This window comes from Pseudomonas sp. TE4620 (genome assembly GCF_056279045.1).
This window is the reverse complement of sequence record NZ_JBWBQO010000001.1, coordinates 741,918-759,467: the sequence shown is the minus strand read 5'-3', so window position 1 is coordinate 759,467 and position 17,550 is coordinate 741,918. Positions and strand designations below refer to the sequence as shown.

The 17,550-nt window shown below is 63.9% G+C and carries 19 protein-coding genes; 12 read left to right on the top strand and 7 right to left on the bottom strand.

Going from position 1 to position 17,550, the window contains the following annotated elements:
- The first annotated feature begins 7 nt into the window (after positions 1-7).
- The 9 genes from ACZ9A3_RS03630 (at position 8) to ACZ9A3_RS03590 (ending at position 8,300) form a co-directional block, all read left to right on the top strand.
- A complete protein-coding gene (locus ACZ9A3_RS03630; RefSeq protein ID WP_258596940.1) occupies positions 8-1,498 on the top strand; it encodes an aldehyde dehydrogenase in 1,491 nt (496 codons plus the stop codon).
- Positions 1,495-2,460 carry a VOC family protein gene (locus tag ACZ9A3_RS03625; protein ID WP_045193452.1) on the top strand — a complete coding sequence of 322 codons (966 nt, stop codon included), beginning with the start codon at positions 1,495-1,497 and terminating at the stop codon, positions 2,458-2,460. The genes ACZ9A3_RS03630 and ACZ9A3_RS03625 overlap by 4 nt, the downstream gene beginning before the upstream one ends.
- Positions 2,461-2,473: 13 nt before the next feature.
- On the top strand, positions 2,474-3,616 hold the full coding sequence (locus ACZ9A3_RS03620) for an FAD-dependent monooxygenase (protein ID WP_258596938.1): 1,143 nt from the start codon (positions 2,474-2,476) through the stop codon (positions 3,614-3,616).
- Between the two features lie 9 nt (positions 3,617-3,625).
- Positions 3,626-3,943, top strand: a complete 318-nt coding sequence (locus ACZ9A3_RS03615) for a hypothetical protein (RefSeq protein WP_045193455.1) — start codon at positions 3,626-3,628, stop codon at positions 3,941-3,943.
- A 1-nt stretch (position 3,944) separates the two neighbouring features.
- Entirely contained in the window at positions 3,945-4,172 is a 228-nt protein-coding gene (locus ACZ9A3_RS03610) for a recombinase-like helix-turn-helix domain-containing protein (RefSeq protein WP_045193456.1), read from the top strand.
- Between the two features lie 20 nt (positions 4,173-4,192).
- Positions 4,193-5,224 (top strand): aromatic ring-hydroxylating oxygenase subunit alpha, encoded by a 1,032-nt coding sequence (locus ACZ9A3_RS03605; RefSeq protein WP_093386150.1) that lies wholly within the window; start codon positions 4,193-4,195, stop codon positions 5,222-5,224.
- Positions 5,224-5,661: a Rid family hydrolase gene (locus tag ACZ9A3_RS03600; RefSeq protein WP_476252150.1), complete on the top strand. Its 438-nt coding sequence runs from the start codon at positions 5,224-5,226 to the stop codon at positions 5,659-5,661. The genes ACZ9A3_RS03605 and ACZ9A3_RS03600 overlap by 1 nt, the downstream gene beginning before the upstream one ends.
- 3 nt (positions 5,662-5,664) lie before the next feature.
- The gene (locus ACZ9A3_RS03595) at positions 5,665-6,624 is read left to right on the top strand and encodes a PDR/VanB family oxidoreductase (RefSeq protein ID WP_476252149.1); all 960 of its coding nucleotides are present in this window, start codon (positions 5,665-5,667) and stop codon (positions 6,622-6,624) included.
- A gap of 446 nt (positions 6,625-7,070) precedes the next feature.
- Positions 7,071-8,300: a hypothetical protein gene (locus ACZ9A3_RS03590; RefSeq protein ID WP_476252148.1), complete on the top strand. Its 1,230-nt coding sequence runs from the start codon at positions 7,071-7,073 to the stop codon at positions 8,298-8,300.
- Positions 8,301-8,339: 39 nt separating this feature from the next.
- On the opposite strand, the gene ACZ9A3_RS03585 is transcribed toward ACZ9A3_RS03590, so the two are convergent.
- The 4 genes from ACZ9A3_RS03585 to cysK all read right to left on the bottom strand — a co-directional run bounded on the left by ACZ9A3_RS03585 (position 8,340) and on the right by cysK (position 11,707).
- A complete protein-coding gene (locus ACZ9A3_RS03585) occupies positions 8,340-9,230 on the bottom strand; it encodes a DMT family transporter (protein WP_258596934.1) in 891 nt (296 codons plus the stop codon).
- A 107-nt stretch (positions 9,231-9,337) separates the two neighbouring features.
- Positions 9,338-9,499: a hypothetical protein gene (locus ACZ9A3_RS03580; RefSeq protein ID WP_176794290.1), complete on the bottom strand. Its 162-nt coding sequence runs from the start codon at positions 9,497-9,499 to the stop codon at positions 9,338-9,340.
- Positions 9,500-9,635: 136 nt separating this feature from the next.
- The gene (locus tag ACZ9A3_RS03575; protein WP_093386168.1) at positions 9,636-10,571 is read right to left on the bottom strand and encodes an aspartyl/asparaginyl beta-hydroxylase domain-containing protein; all 936 of its coding nucleotides are present in this window, start codon (positions 10,569-10,571) and stop codon (positions 9,636-9,638) included.
- Between the two features lie 161 nt (positions 10,572-10,732).
- The gene (gene cysK, locus ACZ9A3_RS03570) at positions 10,733-11,707 is read right to left on the bottom strand and encodes a cysteine synthase A (RefSeq protein WP_045193464.1); all 975 of its coding nucleotides are present in this window, start codon (positions 11,705-11,707) and stop codon (positions 10,733-10,735) included.
- A gap of 131 nt (positions 11,708-11,838) precedes the next feature.
- Here cysK and ACZ9A3_RS03565 point away from each other — a divergent pair, with 131 nt between their 5' ends.
- The 3 genes from ACZ9A3_RS03565 (at position 11,839) to ACZ9A3_RS03555 (ending at position 15,091) form a co-directional block, all read left to right on the top strand.
- On the top strand, positions 11,839-12,912 hold the full coding sequence (locus ACZ9A3_RS03565) for a DUF748 domain-containing protein (protein ID WP_213602132.1): 1,074 nt from the start codon (positions 11,839-11,841) through the stop codon (positions 12,910-12,912).
- A gap of 138 nt (positions 12,913-13,050) precedes the next feature.
- Positions 13,051-13,896 (top strand): AAA family ATPase, encoded by an 846-nt coding sequence (locus tag ACZ9A3_RS03560; RefSeq protein ID WP_093386178.1) that lies wholly within the window; start codon positions 13,051-13,053, stop codon positions 13,894-13,896.
- Between the two features lie 16 nt (positions 13,897-13,912).
- Positions 13,913-15,091 carry a vWA domain-containing protein gene (locus ACZ9A3_RS03555; protein ID WP_045193466.1) on the top strand — a complete coding sequence of 393 codons (1,179 nt, stop codon included), beginning with the start codon at positions 13,913-13,915 and terminating at the stop codon, positions 15,089-15,091.
- Positions 15,092-15,156: 65 nt separating this feature from the next.
- Here ACZ9A3_RS03555 and ACZ9A3_RS03550 read toward each other — a convergent pair whose 3' ends face one another.
- The 3 genes from ACZ9A3_RS03550 to ACZ9A3_RS03540 are packed head-to-tail and all read right to left on the bottom strand — an operon-like array spanning position 15,157 to position 17,533.
- Positions 15,157-16,077: a 5-oxoprolinase subunit C family protein gene (locus ACZ9A3_RS03550; RefSeq protein WP_093386183.1), complete on the bottom strand. Its 921-nt coding sequence runs from the start codon at positions 16,075-16,077 to the stop codon at positions 15,157-15,159.
- Positions 16,074-16,778 carry a 5-oxoprolinase subunit PxpB gene (gene pxpB, locus ACZ9A3_RS03545; protein ID WP_093386187.1) on the bottom strand — a complete coding sequence of 235 codons (705 nt, stop codon included), beginning with the start codon at positions 16,776-16,778 and terminating at the stop codon, positions 16,074-16,076. The genes ACZ9A3_RS03550 and pxpB overlap by 4 nt, the downstream gene beginning before the upstream one ends.
- Positions 16,775-17,533, bottom strand: coding sequence for a 5-oxoprolinase subunit PxpA (locus ACZ9A3_RS03540; protein ID WP_476252147.1), 759 nt, complete (start codon positions 17,531-17,533; stop codon positions 16,775-16,777). Before ACZ9A3_RS03540 ends, pxpB begins: the two co-directional genes overlap by 4 nt.
- Between the last annotated feature and the right edge of the window lie 17 nt (positions 17,534-17,550).

The following is a 17,550-nucleotide window of genomic DNA, read 5'->3' as shown; positions in this document are numbered from 1 at the left end:
AACGTCGATGACGCTGGAACAGACTCTACCTATCTGCATTGCCGGCACCTGGCGCCTGGGCGGCGGTGAGCGCTACGCCACGCGCTACCCGGCCACCGGCGAGCCGGTGGCCTGGCTCAACGCCGCCAGCCTCGAGGATGTCGAAGACGCCGTGCAAGGCGCCCACCAGGCCTTCCTCAACAGCGGCTGGGCCCAGCGCAAGCCGCACGAACGCGCCGCCGTGCTGTACCGCATCGGCGAACTGATCCGCCAGCGCAGCGAAGAACTGGCGCAATTGCAACGCCAGGACAACGGCAAGCCGATCAACGAAACCCGCGCCCTGGTGGCCAGCGCCGCCGGTACTTTCCAGTTTTTCGCCGCCGCCTGCGAAACCCTGGAAGAGACCATCACCCCGTCGCGCGGCGACTTCGTCAGCATGAGCGTCTACGAACCCATGGGCGTGGTCGCGGCTATCACCCCGTGGAACTCGCCGATTGCCAGCGAAGCGCAAAAGGTCGCCCCGGCCCTGGCCGCCGGCAATGCGGTGGTAATCAAGCCGGCAGAAATCACCCCGCTGCTGGCCCTGCAACTGGCGCAGATCTGCGAGGACGCAGGCTTGCCCAAGGGCCTGGTCAGCGTGTTGCCGGGCAAGGGCTCATTGCTCGGTGATGCGCTGACGCAGCACCCGCTGATCAAGCGTGTGTCGTTCACCGGCGGGACCAAGACCGGCAAGCACATCGCCCACATCGCCGCCGACAAGATGATGCCGGTGTCGCTGGAACTGGGCGGCAAGTCGCCGACCATCGTCCTCGATGACGCCGACCTCGATCACGCCGTGGCCGGGGTGCTGTATGGCATTTTCAGCTCCTCGGGGGAGGCCTGCATTGCCGGTTCGCGGCTGTTCGTTGCCCGCGCCCTGTACGAGCCGTTCATGCAGCGCCTGGTCGCAGGCGCTGCGCGTTTGCGCCTGGGCGACCCGGCGGACGAAACCACGCAAATGGGCCCGCTGATCAGCGCCGCGCACCGCGAGTCGGTGGAGCGCTACGTGGCCCTGGGCCTGGCCGAAGGTGGCCGCCTGCTGCTCGGCGGCCAACGCCCGACTGGCGGCCTGTTTGATCAGGGCTACTTCTACCCGCCAACCATCCTCGAAGGCCTGCGCAACAGCCAGCAGACCTGCCAGGAAGAAATCTTCGGCCCGGTGCTGGTGGCGCTGCCGTTCGACAGCGAGGCAGAGCTGATCGAGCAGGCCAACGACAGCCTCTACGCCCTCGCCGCCGGCATCTGGAGCCGCGACTACAAGCGCGCCTGGGCCCTGGGCCGCAAGATCCAGGCCGGCACGGTGTGGATCAACACCTACAAGCAGTTCTCCATCGCCACCCCGTTCGGCGGCTGGCGTGACAGCGGCCTGGGTCGTGAAAAAGGCCGCCTGGGGATCCTGCAGTACATGGAACAGAAAAGCCTCTACTGGGGCATGAACGAACAACCACTGGCCTGGGCCGGTGTGGAGGCAAGGCCATGAGCGTATTGGGCATCGATGAAGTCACCTACGGCGTCGAAGACCTCGACACCTGCGTGCGCTTCTTCAGCGACTGGGGCCTGGACAAGGTCAGCGAACAGGCCGACGAGGTGGTCTTCGAAACCCTCAACGGCTGCCGGGTGGTACTGGCCGACATCAACAAGCCCGGCCTGCCAGCGGCGATCGAGCCGGGCTCGACCGTGCGTGAAGTGGTCTGGGGCGTGGAAAGCGAAGCGGACCTCGCCCTGTACAGCCAGCGCATCGCCAACGACCCGGGCTTTGTCGAAGGCAACGGGCGCATCGGCTGCACCGACCCCAACGGCCTGGCGATCCGCCTGCAGGTGACCCGCAAGCGCGCACTGGACATCGAGTGCAGCGGCCACAACACCTGGCAGACCAAGGGCCGGATCAACAAGCCGGCGCCGGTGTATGAGCGCGCCACGCCGATCGAAGTCGGCCACGTGGTGTTCTTCGTCAAGGATGTGAATGCCTGCGAAGCCTTCTACCACGAGCGCTTCGGCTTCCAGGCCTCGGACCGCTACCCCAACCGCGGCGCGTTCCTGCGCACCGCCGAGGAAGGCGGCCACCACGATTTGTTCATGCTCCAGCTGCCGGCCCCCCGCGCCGGTCTGAACCACGTCGCCTTCACCGTGCGCGACCTGCACGAAGTGTTCGGCGGCGGCATGCACATCTCGCGCAGTGGCTGGGCCACCGAGATCGGCCCGGGCCGCCACCCGGTGTCGTCGGCGTTCTTCTGGTACTTCAAGAACCCGGCCGGCGCCCTGGTCGAGTATTACGCCGACGAAGACCAGCTGACCGGCGAATGGCAGCCGCGCGAGTTCGAGCCGGGCCCGACGGTGTTTGCCGAATGGGCGATTGCCGGCGGCATCGATGGCAATACCCGGCGCCAGCAGCATGTCGAGGCGCCGCAAGGCAAGTTCCTTACCGACAAACCCAAACCCTGAGCAGGAGTTGTCCATGTCTTCGTTGAACATCGCCATCAACGGTGCCGGTATCGGCGGCCTCACCGCCGCCATCGCCCTGCGCCAGGCCGGTCACCAGGTCACGGTTTTCGAACAGTCCAAGGCGTTTTTGCGGGTCGGTGCCGACATCAACCTCACCCCCAACGCCGTGCGCGCCCTCGATGGCCTCGGCGTCGGCCCCGCCGTACGCATTCCGGCCGCGCGCCCGACCCACCGCATCAGCCGTATGTGGGACACAGGCGAAGAAACCTCGCGCCTGGAAATGGCCGACGCCGCGCAAAGCCAGTACGGCGCACCGCAATTGACCATTCACCGCGCCGACCTGCTGGCGGCCCTGGCCGATGTGTTCCCGCTGCACAACGTGCAGTTCGCCAAGCGCGCCGAGCAGGTGCTGCAGGATGCCGACGGCGTCGAGCTGCGCTTCAAGGATGGCAGCCGCCATCGCGCCGACCTGCTGATCGGCGCCGACGGCATTCACTCGGTGGTGCGCAATGCCCTGTTCGGTGAGGAGCAGCCGCGCTTTACCGGCGTGGTCGCCTACCGCGCCGTGGTCCCGGCCGAGCGTGTAGCGCATGTACCGAACATCCAGGCCTTCACCAAATGGTGGGGCCCCAACCCGCAGAGCCAGATCGTCACCTTCCCGCTGAACCAGGGCCGCGACATCTTCATCTTCGCCACCACCGCCCAGGACAGCTGGCACCTGGAGTCCTGGACCACTGCTGGCGACGCCGCCGAGCTGCGCAGTCACTACCAGGACTTCCACGCCGACGCCCGGGCGCTGCTCGACGCCTGCGACGAAGTCCTCAAGACCGCGCTGTACGAGCGTGACCCGCTGCCGTACTGGTCCGAGGGCGCCATCACCCTGCTCGGTGACGCCTGCCACCCGATGATGCCGTTCATGGCCCAGGGCGCCGGCCAGGCCATCGAAGACGCGGTGGTGCTGGCCCGTCATCTGCACGGTGTCACCAGCCCGGCGCAGATCGCCAGCGCCCTGCAGGGTTACCAACGGTCGCGCCTGGAGCGCACCAGCCAGATCCAGATCGGTTCACGCGGCAACCAGTGGCTCAAGGCCGGCGGCAACGCCGACTGGGTCTACGGCTACGACGCCTGGACCGTGCCTACCGCCAGCGCCGCCTGAGGCCCAAGCATGAGCGAGACGATGCAACTGACGGTGGTGCTCAGGCACGACCAGTCGAAGAACCTGGAACAGATCCAGGCGCACATGAAGCAGATGGGCTGGTGGGACAGCTTCCCGCCGGCCGGCGTCGAGCTGGTGTCCTGGACCGTGGCCATGGGCCTTGGCCAGATCGTCACCCTGCGCCTGCCGCCGAGCCTGCTCGGCAAGGTCAATGTGGAACTGGAGCGCGCCGCCTGGGGCGTGTTCCGCACCGAATGCTACCCGACGTACGACTTTGTCCCGGTCCGCGAAATGATCCGCGAACGGGTTCGCAATGGAGGTCAATGACATGAGCAACACCCCACGCTACCTGGAGCCCCATCAGGCGCGCAAACGGCCCAACACCCCGTTCGAAGAACTGCTCGGCGATTCCATCGAGCGCGCCTACGGCAACGGCATCACCCAGCTGCCCGAGCTGCTGGCGCACCTGAACCTGGCCGGGCCGCCTTGCCCCTTGACCCGCGGCGAGTGGACCGAAGACTCCTATAAAACCCTGATGGCGCGGCTGGGCGCATGACCCGCCGGAGGTAAAACAAGATGAATATGCAATTCACCGTCGATCCTGTTGAGAACCACCTGGCCAACGGCCTCAAAGACCTCTGGTTTCCCGTATTGCCCTCCGGGCTGCTTGGCGACAAGCCGCTGTCGGTGCGCCGCCTGGGCTACAAGATCGCCCTGTGGCGCGACAACGATGGCAGCGTGCATGCCCTCGAAGACCACTGCCCGCATCGCGGCGCGCCGCTGTCCCAGGGCCCGGTGCTGGGCGACCGCCTGCAGTGCCCGTACCACGGCGTCGAAGTGCGCTGCGACGGCACCGTGACCAAGGTCCCCGGCAGCCCTGGCTGCAAGCTCGAAGGCAGCCGCCCGACGCGCATGTTCCACACCCGCGAGGCGGCCGGGGCGATCTTTTTGTTCAACGCCACCGACCCGCACCTGGACACCCCGCCAGAGCTGGTGCTGCCCGAGCAACTGACCTCGCCCGAGTGGAGCAGCTTCCTCTGCTACACCGAGTGGCAAGGCGACTACCGCTACGTGCTCGACAACGTCATGGACCCGATGCACGGCACCTACCTGCACAAGATGTCGCACTCGATGAGCGAAGGCGAAGCCACCGCCAAGTTCGTCACCCGCGATACCGAGCAGGGTTTCTTCTTCGAGAAGGAAGGCCAGCGCGGGGTCAACTTCGACTGGACCGAATTCCTCGACAACGGCTGCCACTGGCTGCGCCTGGAAATCCCTTACCCGAAGACCGGCGGCCCGGGCGGCAACTTCACCATCATCGGCAGCTACACCCCGAGCAGCCGCAGCCTCTCGGCAGTGTTCCACTGGCGCGCGCGGCCACTGACCGGCTGGCAGCGCGACACCTGGCGCTTCCTCTACAAGAACCGCCTGGAAGCCCGCCACTGGGCAGTGCTGGAGCAGGACCGGGTGCTGCTGGAGTTCATGGAGTTCGACGCCAACCAGCGCGAGAACCTCTATCAGCATGACCTCGGTGTGGTGCGCCTGCGCCGCTACCTCAAGGGCAAGGCCAAGGAGCAACTGGCGCTGATCGAAGCGAAGCAACTGTGATGAACCTGCCCGTGCAACGTATCCAGGCACAGGCGGTGACCGAGCTGGCCACTGCCAGCTGGTCCAACGCCCTGCTGCTGGGCAACGAGCTGGTGATGTCCGGCATGACCGGCCATCCCGCCACCCGCCAGGCCACCGAGTGCGGCGCGCCGCTGGATGCCTACGCGCAGACCCTGGTGGTACTGAACAAGATCCGCGCCCTGGTGGAAGCTGCAGGCGGGCACATCGGCAATCTCTACCGCTTGACGCTGTACCTCACCGACATTGCCGACAAGGATGAAGTCGCTCGCGCCCGCCGCGACTTCTTCCAAGGCTTTGCCTGCTACCCCACCTCCACCCTGGTTCAGGTGAGCGCCCTGGTGTTCCCCGAACTGGTGGTGGAAATCGAAGCCAGCGCCCGGCTCGACATTGACTTGCGCACTGCGCCCTTGAGGTGACCGATGTCCAACTCCTCTACCATCACCGCGCTGGTGCACACCCTGCGCCACGAAGCCGAAGGCATCATCAGCGTCGAACTGCGCCCCTGGGGCGACACCGTGTTCGCGCCGTTCGAAGCCGGCTCGCACATCGACCTGCACCTGCCCAATGGCCTGGTGCGCAGCTACTCACTGCTCAACTCGCCGAGCGACCAGGGCCGTTACGTGGTCGGCATTCTGCGCGATCGCAACAGCCGCGGCGGCTCGGCGTTCGTCCATGAGCAACTGCGGGTTGGCACGCAACTGCACATCTCGCAACCGCGCAACAACTTCGCCCTCGACCCGCACGCCAGCCACAACGTGCTGGTGGCCGGCGGCATCGGCATCACGCCGATCTACTGCATGTTTCGCCAGTTGCTGGCGCTGGGCAAATCCGCCGAGCTGATCTACTGCGCCCGCTCGCGTAAGGAAGCGGCGCTGCTGGAAGAGCTCAGCGGGGTCGATGCCAAGGTGCTCTACCATTTCAACGACGAGAAGAACGCGGCACCCGACCTGACCCATTACCTGGCCGGGCAGCCCGGCGATACGCACTTCTACTGCTGCGGCCCGACGCCGATGCTCGATGCCTTCGAGAGCACCTGCGAAAGCCTCGGTTACCCTCATGCGCATATCGAACGCTTCACCGCCGCCGAACTGCCGCCCTCGGAAGATGCCCAGGACAGCTACAGCGTCGAACTGAAAAAGTCCGGCAAGACCCTGAGCGTCGAGCCTGGGCTGAACCTGCTCGACGTGCTGCTCGAAGCCGGCTGCGATATCGAGTACAGCTGCCGCGAAGGGGTGTGCGGCTCGTGCGAAGCCCGGGTGCTGGAAGGTGACATCGACCACCGCGATGGCGTGCTGACCAAGGCCGAACGGGCGGCGAACACATCGATGATGGTCTGTGTCTCGGGCTGCAAGAGCCGGCGCATGGTGCTTGATCTGTAACTGTTGCAACACGCGCAATTGGCCGGCACCGGGTGTGCCGGCTTTTTTTTTGCGCGGCTTTCGCAGGTCCGGTGGCCCCAAAACAGTCAATTACTTATTCATTGATAAAACAACCCACGCACTGTCAACGCGCGCTGTGCAGTTAAACCGCACTGCCATTGCCCACCCCTGTTACTTAAACACCACGCTGTTTCACCCACGGCACGAATTAAGGCGTTTCAGATATAAATAATTGTTTTACATCATATTTATTAAAACAACAGTCACTCCTCAGCACTGGCACAGTTCCTGCTCTTTACCTCTCGAGTTCAAATAAAAACAACGTGCCACCTATAAAACAATAACAAACCTACCGATGCGGCACCGCTGACTTTCGCTTAACGCCTGATTCCAGGCGGCGGACAGCTGTTGCCCAGAGAAACTGCTCAACCTTGCGGGGCATTGATATGAACAAGTACGTGATAAGCCTGGGCCTGATGCTTGGCAGCGCCACCAGTTTCGCTTCCGAGCCCGGCCCGGCGGCGCCGGACCAGCCGCCAGCGCTGAAAAAACCCTTCCCGCACATTGCCTGGCGCAGTGACGACGGCCAGAGTTCGCTGGATATCGGCGGCGCGCTGCGGGTCAACTACCGCGATGAGCACTGGGACACCACCGAAAACAACGGGCGCTTTCTCTTCGACACCTTTCGCCTGGATGTCCAGGCCACCCACAAGCAACTGTTCAGCGACATCGGCTACTGGTTCCAGGACGACGGCAAGCGCTCGATCGACCGAGGCTACGTCGGTTATCGCTTCAATGCCAATTCCAACGTGCAACTGGGCGCACCGTTCAAACCCTTTGGCCTTGAGCCCTACCCGCAGTTCGGCTGGAGTTACCACATCCCGTTTTTCATGGGCTATGGCGTCAGCGCCGGCAGCGGCCTGAAGTACAGCTACAAGGACAAGGACTGGGACCTGCAACTGGGCTACTTCCCGCGCATGCTGCCCAGCGGCATCCGCTACTCGCCAGAAGTCGGCCGTTACAGCGATCTTGACGACAACGCCGTGGCCTTCACCCAGTCACGCCAGGACAACGAGAAGCGCAACCAGGTCAACGCCCGGGTGGCCCGGACCTTCAGCGGTGACGGCTGGAAAACCGAAATCGGCGCCTCGCTGGCCGCAGCCGAGCTGTACAACGCCACCACCCGTGACGATGGCGACTACTGGGCCGGCGGCGTGCATGCGATCGTCAACGCCGGCAACTGGACGGTTACCAGCCAGGCGATTCGCTACGAATACGATCCGAAGAACCCCAACGGCGTCAGCAACGACTCGGTGCTGATGGGCGGCAACGGCCTGACCCCGGCCTACCTGATCGCCTCCAAGGCCACCATCGGCTCGATCAACGTCGGCTACGACATCTTCACCCCGGGCCTTGGCCAGTTGAAGAAGATCAAGGTCTACAACGACTACAGCCGCATGATGAAAGACAAAAGCGGCTGGGATGACTCGCAGATGTTTACCGTCGGCGCGCAGTTTTTGGCCATGCCGATCATGGCCTGGGTCGACTTCACCTGGGCGAAGAACGCCAACCCCTTTGGCGGCGCCGAGAACGGCACGGGCTGGACCAGCACCAACTCGGTCGGCAGCAACGACTGGTACTACCGCACCAACATCAACATCGGCTACTACTTCTGACAGCAAACCGCCCGGCGCGCTGCCGGGCGGTCCGTACGGTCAGTCAGCCTGCAGTTGCGCCTGCGTGGCTGCGGGCTTGCGGAACACGAACAGCAGGCCGATGACGATCAGCCCCATGCCCAACAGGCTGAGCGCCGCCAGGCGGTTGCCGAAGATCAGGTAGTCCATGACCGCCGTCACTGCGGGCACCAGGTAGAAAAGGCTGGTGACATTGACCAGGTTGCCCTTGGCGATCAGCCGGTACAGCAGCAAGGTCGCCAGCAGCGACACCACCAGGCCCATCCACAATAACGCGCCGATGAAACTGTCGGTCAGTTCCACGTGCAGCGGCTGGAACGGCGCAAACACCGCGCACATCATCAGCCCGGCAATGTACTGCAACGGCAGGGTGCCCATGGGGTTGCTGGTGATGCGCTTTTGCATGATCGAACCGCAGGTCATGCTCATCAGCGCCAGCAAGGCAAACAGCATCCCGGCCAGCGACACGCCACCGAGGTTGATGCCCTGGTAAACCACCATGATCAAGCCGCTCAAGCCCAGGCCCAGGCCGAACAACCGGCTCCAGGAGCGCTGGCGCTCCATCAGCACCACGGTGAGGATCGGTTGCACGCCCATGACCGTGGCCATGACCCCGGGGGTAACGTGGGTGTTGAGCGCCAGCAGGTAGAAGATCTGGTAGGCGCCGAGCAGCACGCAACCGGTGGCCAGGGCTTGCAGCAGCGCCGGGCGGCTGCGCGGCCAGTGCAGTTTGAGCAACGGGCTGAGCAACAGCAGGCCGGCCAGGGCCAGGGCCGAACGCAGCAGCAGGAAGGCAAACGGGCTGGCGTGGGCCAGGCCGAGCTTGGAGACGATCGCCCCGCTACTCCAGAGCAGGACGAACAGGCTGGTAGTGGCCGCCGAGACCATAGATTGTTTCGATAGAACAGACATGAATGCCACCTGTAATTCGGGCAGATAAGCCGAACGGCGCTACCCGCGAGGGGCAGCCAACCGTATTCAGTAGGGTGCAGGTGTGTGGGAACGCAGCGATTGGCCGCTTAGCCCAGCACTACCACCGCTGGCGGTGCAACGATGCACACGACCACGCTACTGACAGGTGGTGGGTAGTGACTGATCATGGCCGGCTGCTGGCTCGCGCGCACAACGACAACCGCGTCAGGCGCGGTAGCGAATACGGTGGCTGGGCAGGAAGCTGGCATGAGCAGGTCTTCGGTGAGGGTGAAGTGGGTCTGACTATAGCGGTGAGTTTATCGCGGGGCAAGTCGGGTCGCCGCACCGCCGCTCCCACCGGTGGGAGCGGCGGTGCGGCGACCCGACTTGCCCCGCGATGCTGTTTCAGAACAACCAGCGATACAACAGGTAGGCAACCACCACCGCCAGCACCGGACGCAACACCCGGTAGGCCTTGGGATTGGCACGCTTGAACTGCTTCACGCGGCTGCTGATGACATTGCTGAAGCGCTTGCTCCAGGCATAGGCCTGGTTGATCCCGCCCACGCGCTCGTCGTCGGTGTTCTGCGGCGCGGTGGCGCGGCCGAGGAAGGCACTGACCTTGCGGTTGATGCGGGTCATCAGCGGGCTGTTGAGCGGGCGCTCGACGTCGCAGAAGAGGATCACCCGGGTGGTCTCGGTTTCGTTCTTGACCCAGTGCACGTAGGTCTCGTCGAACATCACGTCTTCACCGTCGCGCCAGGCGTACACCTGGCCATCGACGTAGATCCGGCAGTCGTCGGAGTTGGGCGTCGACAGGCCCAGGTGATAGCGCAGGGAACCGGCGAACGGGTCGCGGTGCGGGTTCAGGTGGCTGCCACCAGGCAGCAGGGCGAACATCGCACCTTTGACGTTGGGGATGCTGTTGACCAGCGCGACGGTCTTCGGGCACAACGTCTCGGCCGAAGGCAGCGGCTTGTCGTACCACTTCAGGTAAAAACGCTTCCAGCCCTTCTTGAAGAACGAACCGAAGCCGGCGTCATTGTCTTTCTCGGCGGCGCGGATGTAACCCTCGTCGAACAGGTGCATGGCCTCTTCGCGGATCACTTCCCAGTTGTCCTTGAGCACGTCGAGCTCGGGGAAACGGCTGCGGTCCAGGTACGGCTTGGACGGCACACCGGAAAACAGGTACATCAGGGCGTTATAAGGGGCGAACAGCGCCGAATGGTTGACGAACTGGCGCAACATTGGCAAACGCGCCTTGCCGCGCAGGTGCACATACAGTGTGCTGCCGAAGAACAGCAGCAGTACACCTGCCTTGGCGACAAAGGAAAAGGTCATGCAACACTCCTTGGAATTTCGATCAGGCCATCGCTGCCGGATTAATCGAACATATTAACCGATCCAGCCCTGCTGAAAACCTGCAGGGCCGGGATTCAGTGTTAAGGATTGTGCAACAAACAGCGGCGCCGGTTATTGCCCGGGATCAGCGCCGCGGCGACTTACTGCTGGTTTTCCTGCTCGGTGAACAGGTCGGCAAACAGCATGCTCGACAGGTAGCGCTCGCCCGAGTCCGGCAGGATCACGACGATGGTCTTGCCCTGCATTTCCGGTTTTTCCGCCAGGCGCACCGCTGCGGCCATGGCCGCCCCGGAGGAAATCCCGCAGAGGATGCCCTCCTCCTGCATCAGGCGCAGGGCCATGGCCTTGGACTCCTCGTCGCTGACCAGCTCGACCTGGTCGACCATCGACAGGTCAAGGTTCTTCGGCACGAAACCGGCGCCAATGCCCTGGATCTTGTGCGGGCTGGGCTTGATCTCTTCACCGGCACGGGCCTGGGTGATCACCGGCGAGCCGAGCGGCTCGACCGCCACCGACAGAATGGCCTTGCCCTGGGTCTGCTTGATGTAGCGCGACACCCCGGTAATGGTGCCGCCGGTGCCGACGCCCGCCACCAGCACATCGACCGCGCCATCGGTGTCGTTCCAGATCTCCGGGCCGGTGGTCTTTTCATGGATCGCCGGGTTGGCCGGGTTCTCGAACTGGCCGGGCAAAAAGTACGCCGACGGGTCGCTGGCGACAATTTCGCTGGCCTTTTCGATCGCGCCTTTCATGCCCTTGGCAGGCTCGGTGAGCACAAGCTCGGCGCCCAGGGCCTTGAGCACCTTGCGCCGTTCGATGCTCATCGACGCCGGCATGGTCAGCAGCAACTTGTAGCCACGGGCGGCAGCGACAAAGGCCAGGCCGATGCCGGTGTTGCCCGAGGTCGGCTCGACGATGGTCATGCCCGGCTTGAGTTTGCCGCTGCTTTCGGCGTCCCAGATCATGTTCGCGCCGATCCGGCACTTGACCGAATAACCGGGGTTGCGCCCCTCGATCTTGGCCAGCACGGTGACGCCGCGGGGGGCGATGCGGTTGATCTGCACCAGCGGCGTATTGCCGATGGAATGCGCGTTGTCAGCAAAGATACGGCTCATGGCGGGGGTCCTTTTATGCACCGGGCGGAAAACTTCAAGGGTAAGCCTGCAGCGCCAGTGCGTCCACAACCGGCGAACCCCTGAGGCTGACAGGGGTCAACCGATCACTACCTTGCCGGGAACCGCCGCCGATGAAACGCCGCTATCGCTGGCCCTTGTGGGGGCTGCTGGGTATCACATTGTTACTATTGGCCTTGCACTTGACCCTGCCGCTGCTGGTGCGCAACTACCTCAACGACAAGCTGGCCGACATGGGCGACTACCGCGGCCAGGTCACCGATGTCGACCTGGCGTTGTGGCGCGGCGCCTATAAGATCAACGGCCTGAACATCGTCAAGACCAGTGGCAAGGTGCCGGTGCCCCTGCTTGAAGCGCCATTGATCGACCTCTCGGTCAGCTGGCATTCGCTGTGGCACGACCAGGCGGTGGTCGCCGAGGTAACCTTCCTCAAGCCACAGTTGAACTTCGTCGACGGCGCCAGCAAGCAGAGTTCACAGACCGGCCAGGGCACCGACTGGCGCCAGCAGCTGGAAAAACTGCTGCCGATCACCCTCAACGAAGTGCGCATCGAAGACGGCACCTTGAGTTTTCGCAACTTCAACTCCAGGCCGCCGGTCAACCTCAAGGCCACCCAACTCGATGCCAGCATCCGCAACCTGACCAACGTCGAGGACCGCAAGGGCCGCCGCGATGCCACGTTCGACGCCAAGGCCCGGCTGCTGGGCGATGCCAGTGTCGAAAGCAGCGCCACCTTCGACCCGTTCAGCGACTTCGACGACTTCAAGTTCCGCCTGCGCGCCACCGGTATCGAGCTGCGCCGGCTCAATGACTTCGCCAGCGCCTATGGCAAGTTCGACTTCAATGCCGGCCACGGCGACCTGGTGATCGAGGCGCAAGCGCAAAACGGCCGGCTCACCGGCTACATCAAACCGCTGCTGCGTGATGTCGATGTGTTCAACTGGCAGCAGGACGTTCAGAACCAGGACAAGGGCTTTTTCCGCTCGATCTGGGAAGCACTGGTCGGCGGCAGCGAAACCGTGCTGAAGAACCAGGGCAAGAACCAGTTCGCCACCCGCGTGGAACTCAGCGGCAGCGTGCATAAAAGCGATATCAGTGCCTTCGAGGCGTTTTTGCAGATATTGCGCAACGGCTTTGTCCAGGCCTTCAACGCCCGTTATGAGCAAACGCCGCCCAAGGCTGACTGAGTCACCGAGTGACGGTCCATTCAGAGACTGAATGGGCCGTCTGCGTTCCCACTCGCCCGGAGCCCGCGTTATAGTCGTGCATGACAATTTTTCCGCCAGGGGCCAAGTACCCCCGGCGCTACGTTAGAGGATCGGTTCATGAAGTTCGAAGGCACCAGCGCTTATGTCGCTACAGACGACCTGAAACTGGCGGTCAACGCGGCAATCACCCTGGAGCGACCGCTGCTGGTCAAGGGCGAGCCGGGCACCGGCAAGACCATGCTCGCCGAACAGCTGGCCGAATCCTTTGGCGCCAAGCTGATCACCTGGCACATCAAGTCGACCACCAAGGCCCACCAGGGCCTCTACGAGTACGACGCGGTCAGCCGCCTGCGTGACTCGCAACTGGGCGTCGACAAGGTCCACGACGTGCGCAACTACCTGAAGAAAGGCAAGCTCTGGGAGGCCTTCGAGTCCGAAGAGCGGGTCATTCTGCTGATCGACGAAATCGACAAGGCCGACATCGAGTTCCCCAACGACCTGTTGCAGGAACTCGACAAAATGGAGTTCTACGTTTACGAGACCGACGAGACGATCAAGGCCAAGCAGCGCCCGATCATCATCATTACCTCGAACAACGAAAAGGAACTGCCCGACGCCTTCTTGCGCCGCTGCTTCTTCCACTACATTGCCTTCCCTGACCGCAGCACCCTGCAGCAGATCGTCGATGTGCACTACCCGAACATCAAGAAGGACCTGGTCAGCGAAGCGCTGGACGTGTTCTTCGACGTGCGCAAAGTGCCGGGCCTGAAGAAAAAACCGTCGACCTCCGAGCTGGTCGACTGGCTCAAGCTGCTGATGGCCGACAACATCGGCGAAGCGGTGCTGCGCGAACGTGATCCGACCAAGGCCATCCCGCCGCTGGCCGGGGCCCTGGTCAAGAACGAACAGGACGTGCAGTTGCTCGAACGCCTGGCCTTCATGAGCCGTCGCGGTAACCGCTGAGCCGGGAGCAATAGCCATGCTGCTCAATCTGTTCAATGAAATGCGCGCGGCCAAGGTGCCGGTGTCGGTGCGCGAGCTGCTTGATTTGCTCAATGCCCTCAAGCAGCGCGTGACCTTTGCCGACATGGACGAGTTCTACTACTTGTCGCGGGCCATCCTGGTCAAGGACGAGCGTCATTTCGACAAGTTCGACCGGGCGTTCTCGGCCTATTTCAAGGGCCTTGAGAACCTCAACCAGCACCTGGAAGCCTTGATTCCCGAAGACTGGCTGCGCAAGGAGTTCGAACGCTCGCTGAGCGACGAGGAACGCGCGCAGATCCAGTCCCTGGGCGGCCTCGACAAGCTCATCGAAGAGTTCAAGAAGCGCCTCGAAGAGCAAAAGGAACGCCATGCCGGCGGCAACAAATGGATCGGCACCGGCGGCACCAGCCCGTTCGGCTCGGGCGGTTTCAACCCCGAGGGCATCCGCGTCGGCGATGCCGGCAAGCGCCAGGGCAAGGCGGTCAAGGTCTGGGACCAGCGCGAGTACAAGAACCTCGACGACCAGGTCGAACTGGGCACGCGCAACATCAAGCTGGCCCTGCGCCGGCTGCGCAAGTTCGCCCGCCAGGGCGCGGCCGAAGAGCTGGACATCGACGGCACCATCGACCACACCGCCCGCGATGCCGGCCTGCTCAACATCCAGATGCGCCCGGAGCGGCGCAACAGCGTCAAGTTGCTGCTGCTGTTCGACATCGGCGGCTCAATGGACGCCCACGTGAAGATCTGCGAAGAACTGTTCTCGGCCTGCAAGACCGAGTTCAAGCACCTGGAGTACTACTACTTCCACAACTTCGTCTACGAGTCGGTGTGGAAGAACAACCTGCGCCGTACCTCCGAGCGCACCTCGACCCTGGATTTGCTGCACAAGTACGGCGCCGACTACAAGGTGGTGTTCGTCGGTGACGCGGCCATGGCGCCCTACGAGATCACCCAGCCCGGTGGCAGCGTCGAGCACTGGAACGAGGAAGCCGGCTACGTGTGGATGCAGCGCTTCATGGAGAAGTACAAGAAGCTCATCTGGATCAACCCCTACCCGAAGGACACCTGGGGCTACACCGCCTCGACCAACATCGTGCGCGAGCTGGTCGAAGACCGGATGTTCCCGCTGACTTTGCGCGGGCTGGAAGAAGGCATGCGGTTTTTGTCCAAGTAGAGCATCGCGGGTCAAGCCCGCTCCTACCCCCTGTAGGAGCGGGCTTGACCCGCGATGAGGCCCGCTCAGCCAACAAACCTTTCAAGAAACGCCCGCTGCTCAAGCCACGCCATCTCCTGCACCACCGGCCGAAAGCGCACCACCCTCCCCGGCAGCATCTGCGCCATCCTCGCCAGGGCCAACGGCGTCAACGCGCCCAAGCGTGGATAACCACCAATGGTCTGACGATCATTGAGCAGCACGATCGGCTGGCCATCCGGCGGCACCTGCACCGCGCCCAACGCAATCCCCTCGGAAATCATCGCCGGCCCCTGGTAGTGCAACACCGGCCCGAGCAAGCGCATGCCCATGCGATCAGCGCGGCTGTCGAGGGTCCAGTCGCGGTTGAACGCTTCAAACAGGCTTGTGCCGCTAAAATCGCCGATCTGCGCGCCGAGCAACAGATCAAGCGGCAACCTGTCGGTAAAGTCCGGCCATAACGCTTCCGGCACTTCTTTGAGCGCCGCTGCCACACCGGCGTATTCCAGCGCTTGCCCCTTGGCCAGCGGCGAGCCCAAACCATCCAGCCCGCCGAGCGCTTCACGTACCACGCTGGCACAACTGCCCAGTACCTGCGGCGCCTTGAAGCCGCCCGGCGCGGCGATGTAGGCACGGGCGCCATGCAGCGGCGCATTCAGGCGCAAGCGCTGGCCCTTGCCCATGCTGAAGCTGCGCCAGGGCTTGAGCGGCTGGCCATCGAGGCGTGCGTCGAGGTCGGCGCCGGCCAGGGCCAGGCAACAGTCCTGCTCGGCAATCAGGCTGAAACCACCGAGGGTGACCTCGACCACCGCGGCCTCGGGCGCGTTGCCCAGCAGCCAGTTGGCCCAGCGCATCGACACCCAGTCCAGCGCCCCGCCCTGGGTCACGCCCAGGTGGCGCACACCAAAGCGCCCGGCATCCTGCAGCAGGCACAGCGGCGTGCTGGCCTCGATCGACAAGCGGCTCATGCCTGTGCCTCCAGCGGGGTATCGTCGCCGCCCAGGTTGATGAAGGTGGCGCGCTCAACCGCCACGAAGCGCACCCGGTCACCCGGCTGCAACAGGCTGTAGCCCTCGCGTTGACGGTCAAAAAGCTTGCTCGGGGTGCGCCCGATCAGGTTCCAGCCGCCGGGAGAAACCGCTGGATAAGCGGCGGTCTGGCGCTCGGCAATGCCCACGCTGCCGGCCGCCACGCGTTTGCGCGGGGTGGCCAGGCGCGGCGCGGCCAGGGCTTGTTCGACCAGGCCCATGAAGGCGAAGCCGGGGGCAAAGCCCAGGGCGAACACCTGGTACTCACGCTCGCTGTGGCGGCGAATGATGTCGGCCACCGATGTGTTGCAACGCTCGGCCAGCAGTTGCAGCTCCGGGCCGACACTTGGGTCATACCACACCGGAATCTCGTGCTGGCGGCCTGCGCTGCCAGGGTCCGGCTGCAAGTCGGTGAGCGCTTGCCGAATACAGGCCTGGGCCTCGGCCGGCGACAACTGGAGCAGGTCGAACTGCACCATCAGCGTGGTATAGGACGGCACCAGGTCGACCAGGCGCCCGGCAAAGGCGCTGCGCAGGCGCTGGCTGGCGGCAAGCAGCCAGGGCATGTTGCCTTCATCGATCTGGTCGAACAGGCGCACCATCAGGCTATCGATGGCCACTACTTCAATACGGTAGTTCATGGCACCGCCTGGGCATCGAGGGCCTGGCGAATCTGCCGCACGGCGGCGATCGAGCTGTCGTTGTCGCCATGCACGCACAGGGTATCGGCCTGCAGCAGCAACGCGCTGCCATCGCTGGCGCTCAGCGCCTCGCCGCGGGCCAGGCGCAGGGCCTGCTCGACAATCATCGCCGGATCATGGTGCACCGCCCCCGGCAAGCGCCGCGACAGCAAGTGGCCGCCGGCGTCGTAGGCGCGGTCGGCAAAGGCTTCGAACCATAGGGTTACACCGTACTCATCGCCCAAGGCCTGGGCCGCGCTGTTGTCGGCGGTGGCCATCAGCATCAGCGGCAACTGCCGGTCATAGGCGGCCACGGCTTCGAGGACGGCACGCAGCTTGAGCGGCTCGGCCATCATGTCGTTGTACAGCGCGCCGTGGGGTTTGACGTAGGCAACCCGGGTACCCTGGGTACGGCAAATGCCGTCCAGGGCGCCGATCTGGTAATGCAGCAGGTCGCGAATCTCTTCGGCGCTACAGGCCATGGAGCGGCGGCCGAAGCCGGCCAGGTCCGGGTAGGCCGGATGGGCGCCGATGCGCACCTGGCTGGCCACGGCCAGGGCCAGGGCCACGGTCTTGCGCATGATCCCGGGGTCGCCGGCATGAAAACCGCAGGCAATGTTGGCGCAATCAACATAAGGCATGACCTGGGCATCCAGGCCCATGGTCCAGCTGCCAAAACTTTCACCCATATCGCAATTCAATAACAGGCGGCTCACGTGTGACACTCCTTCAG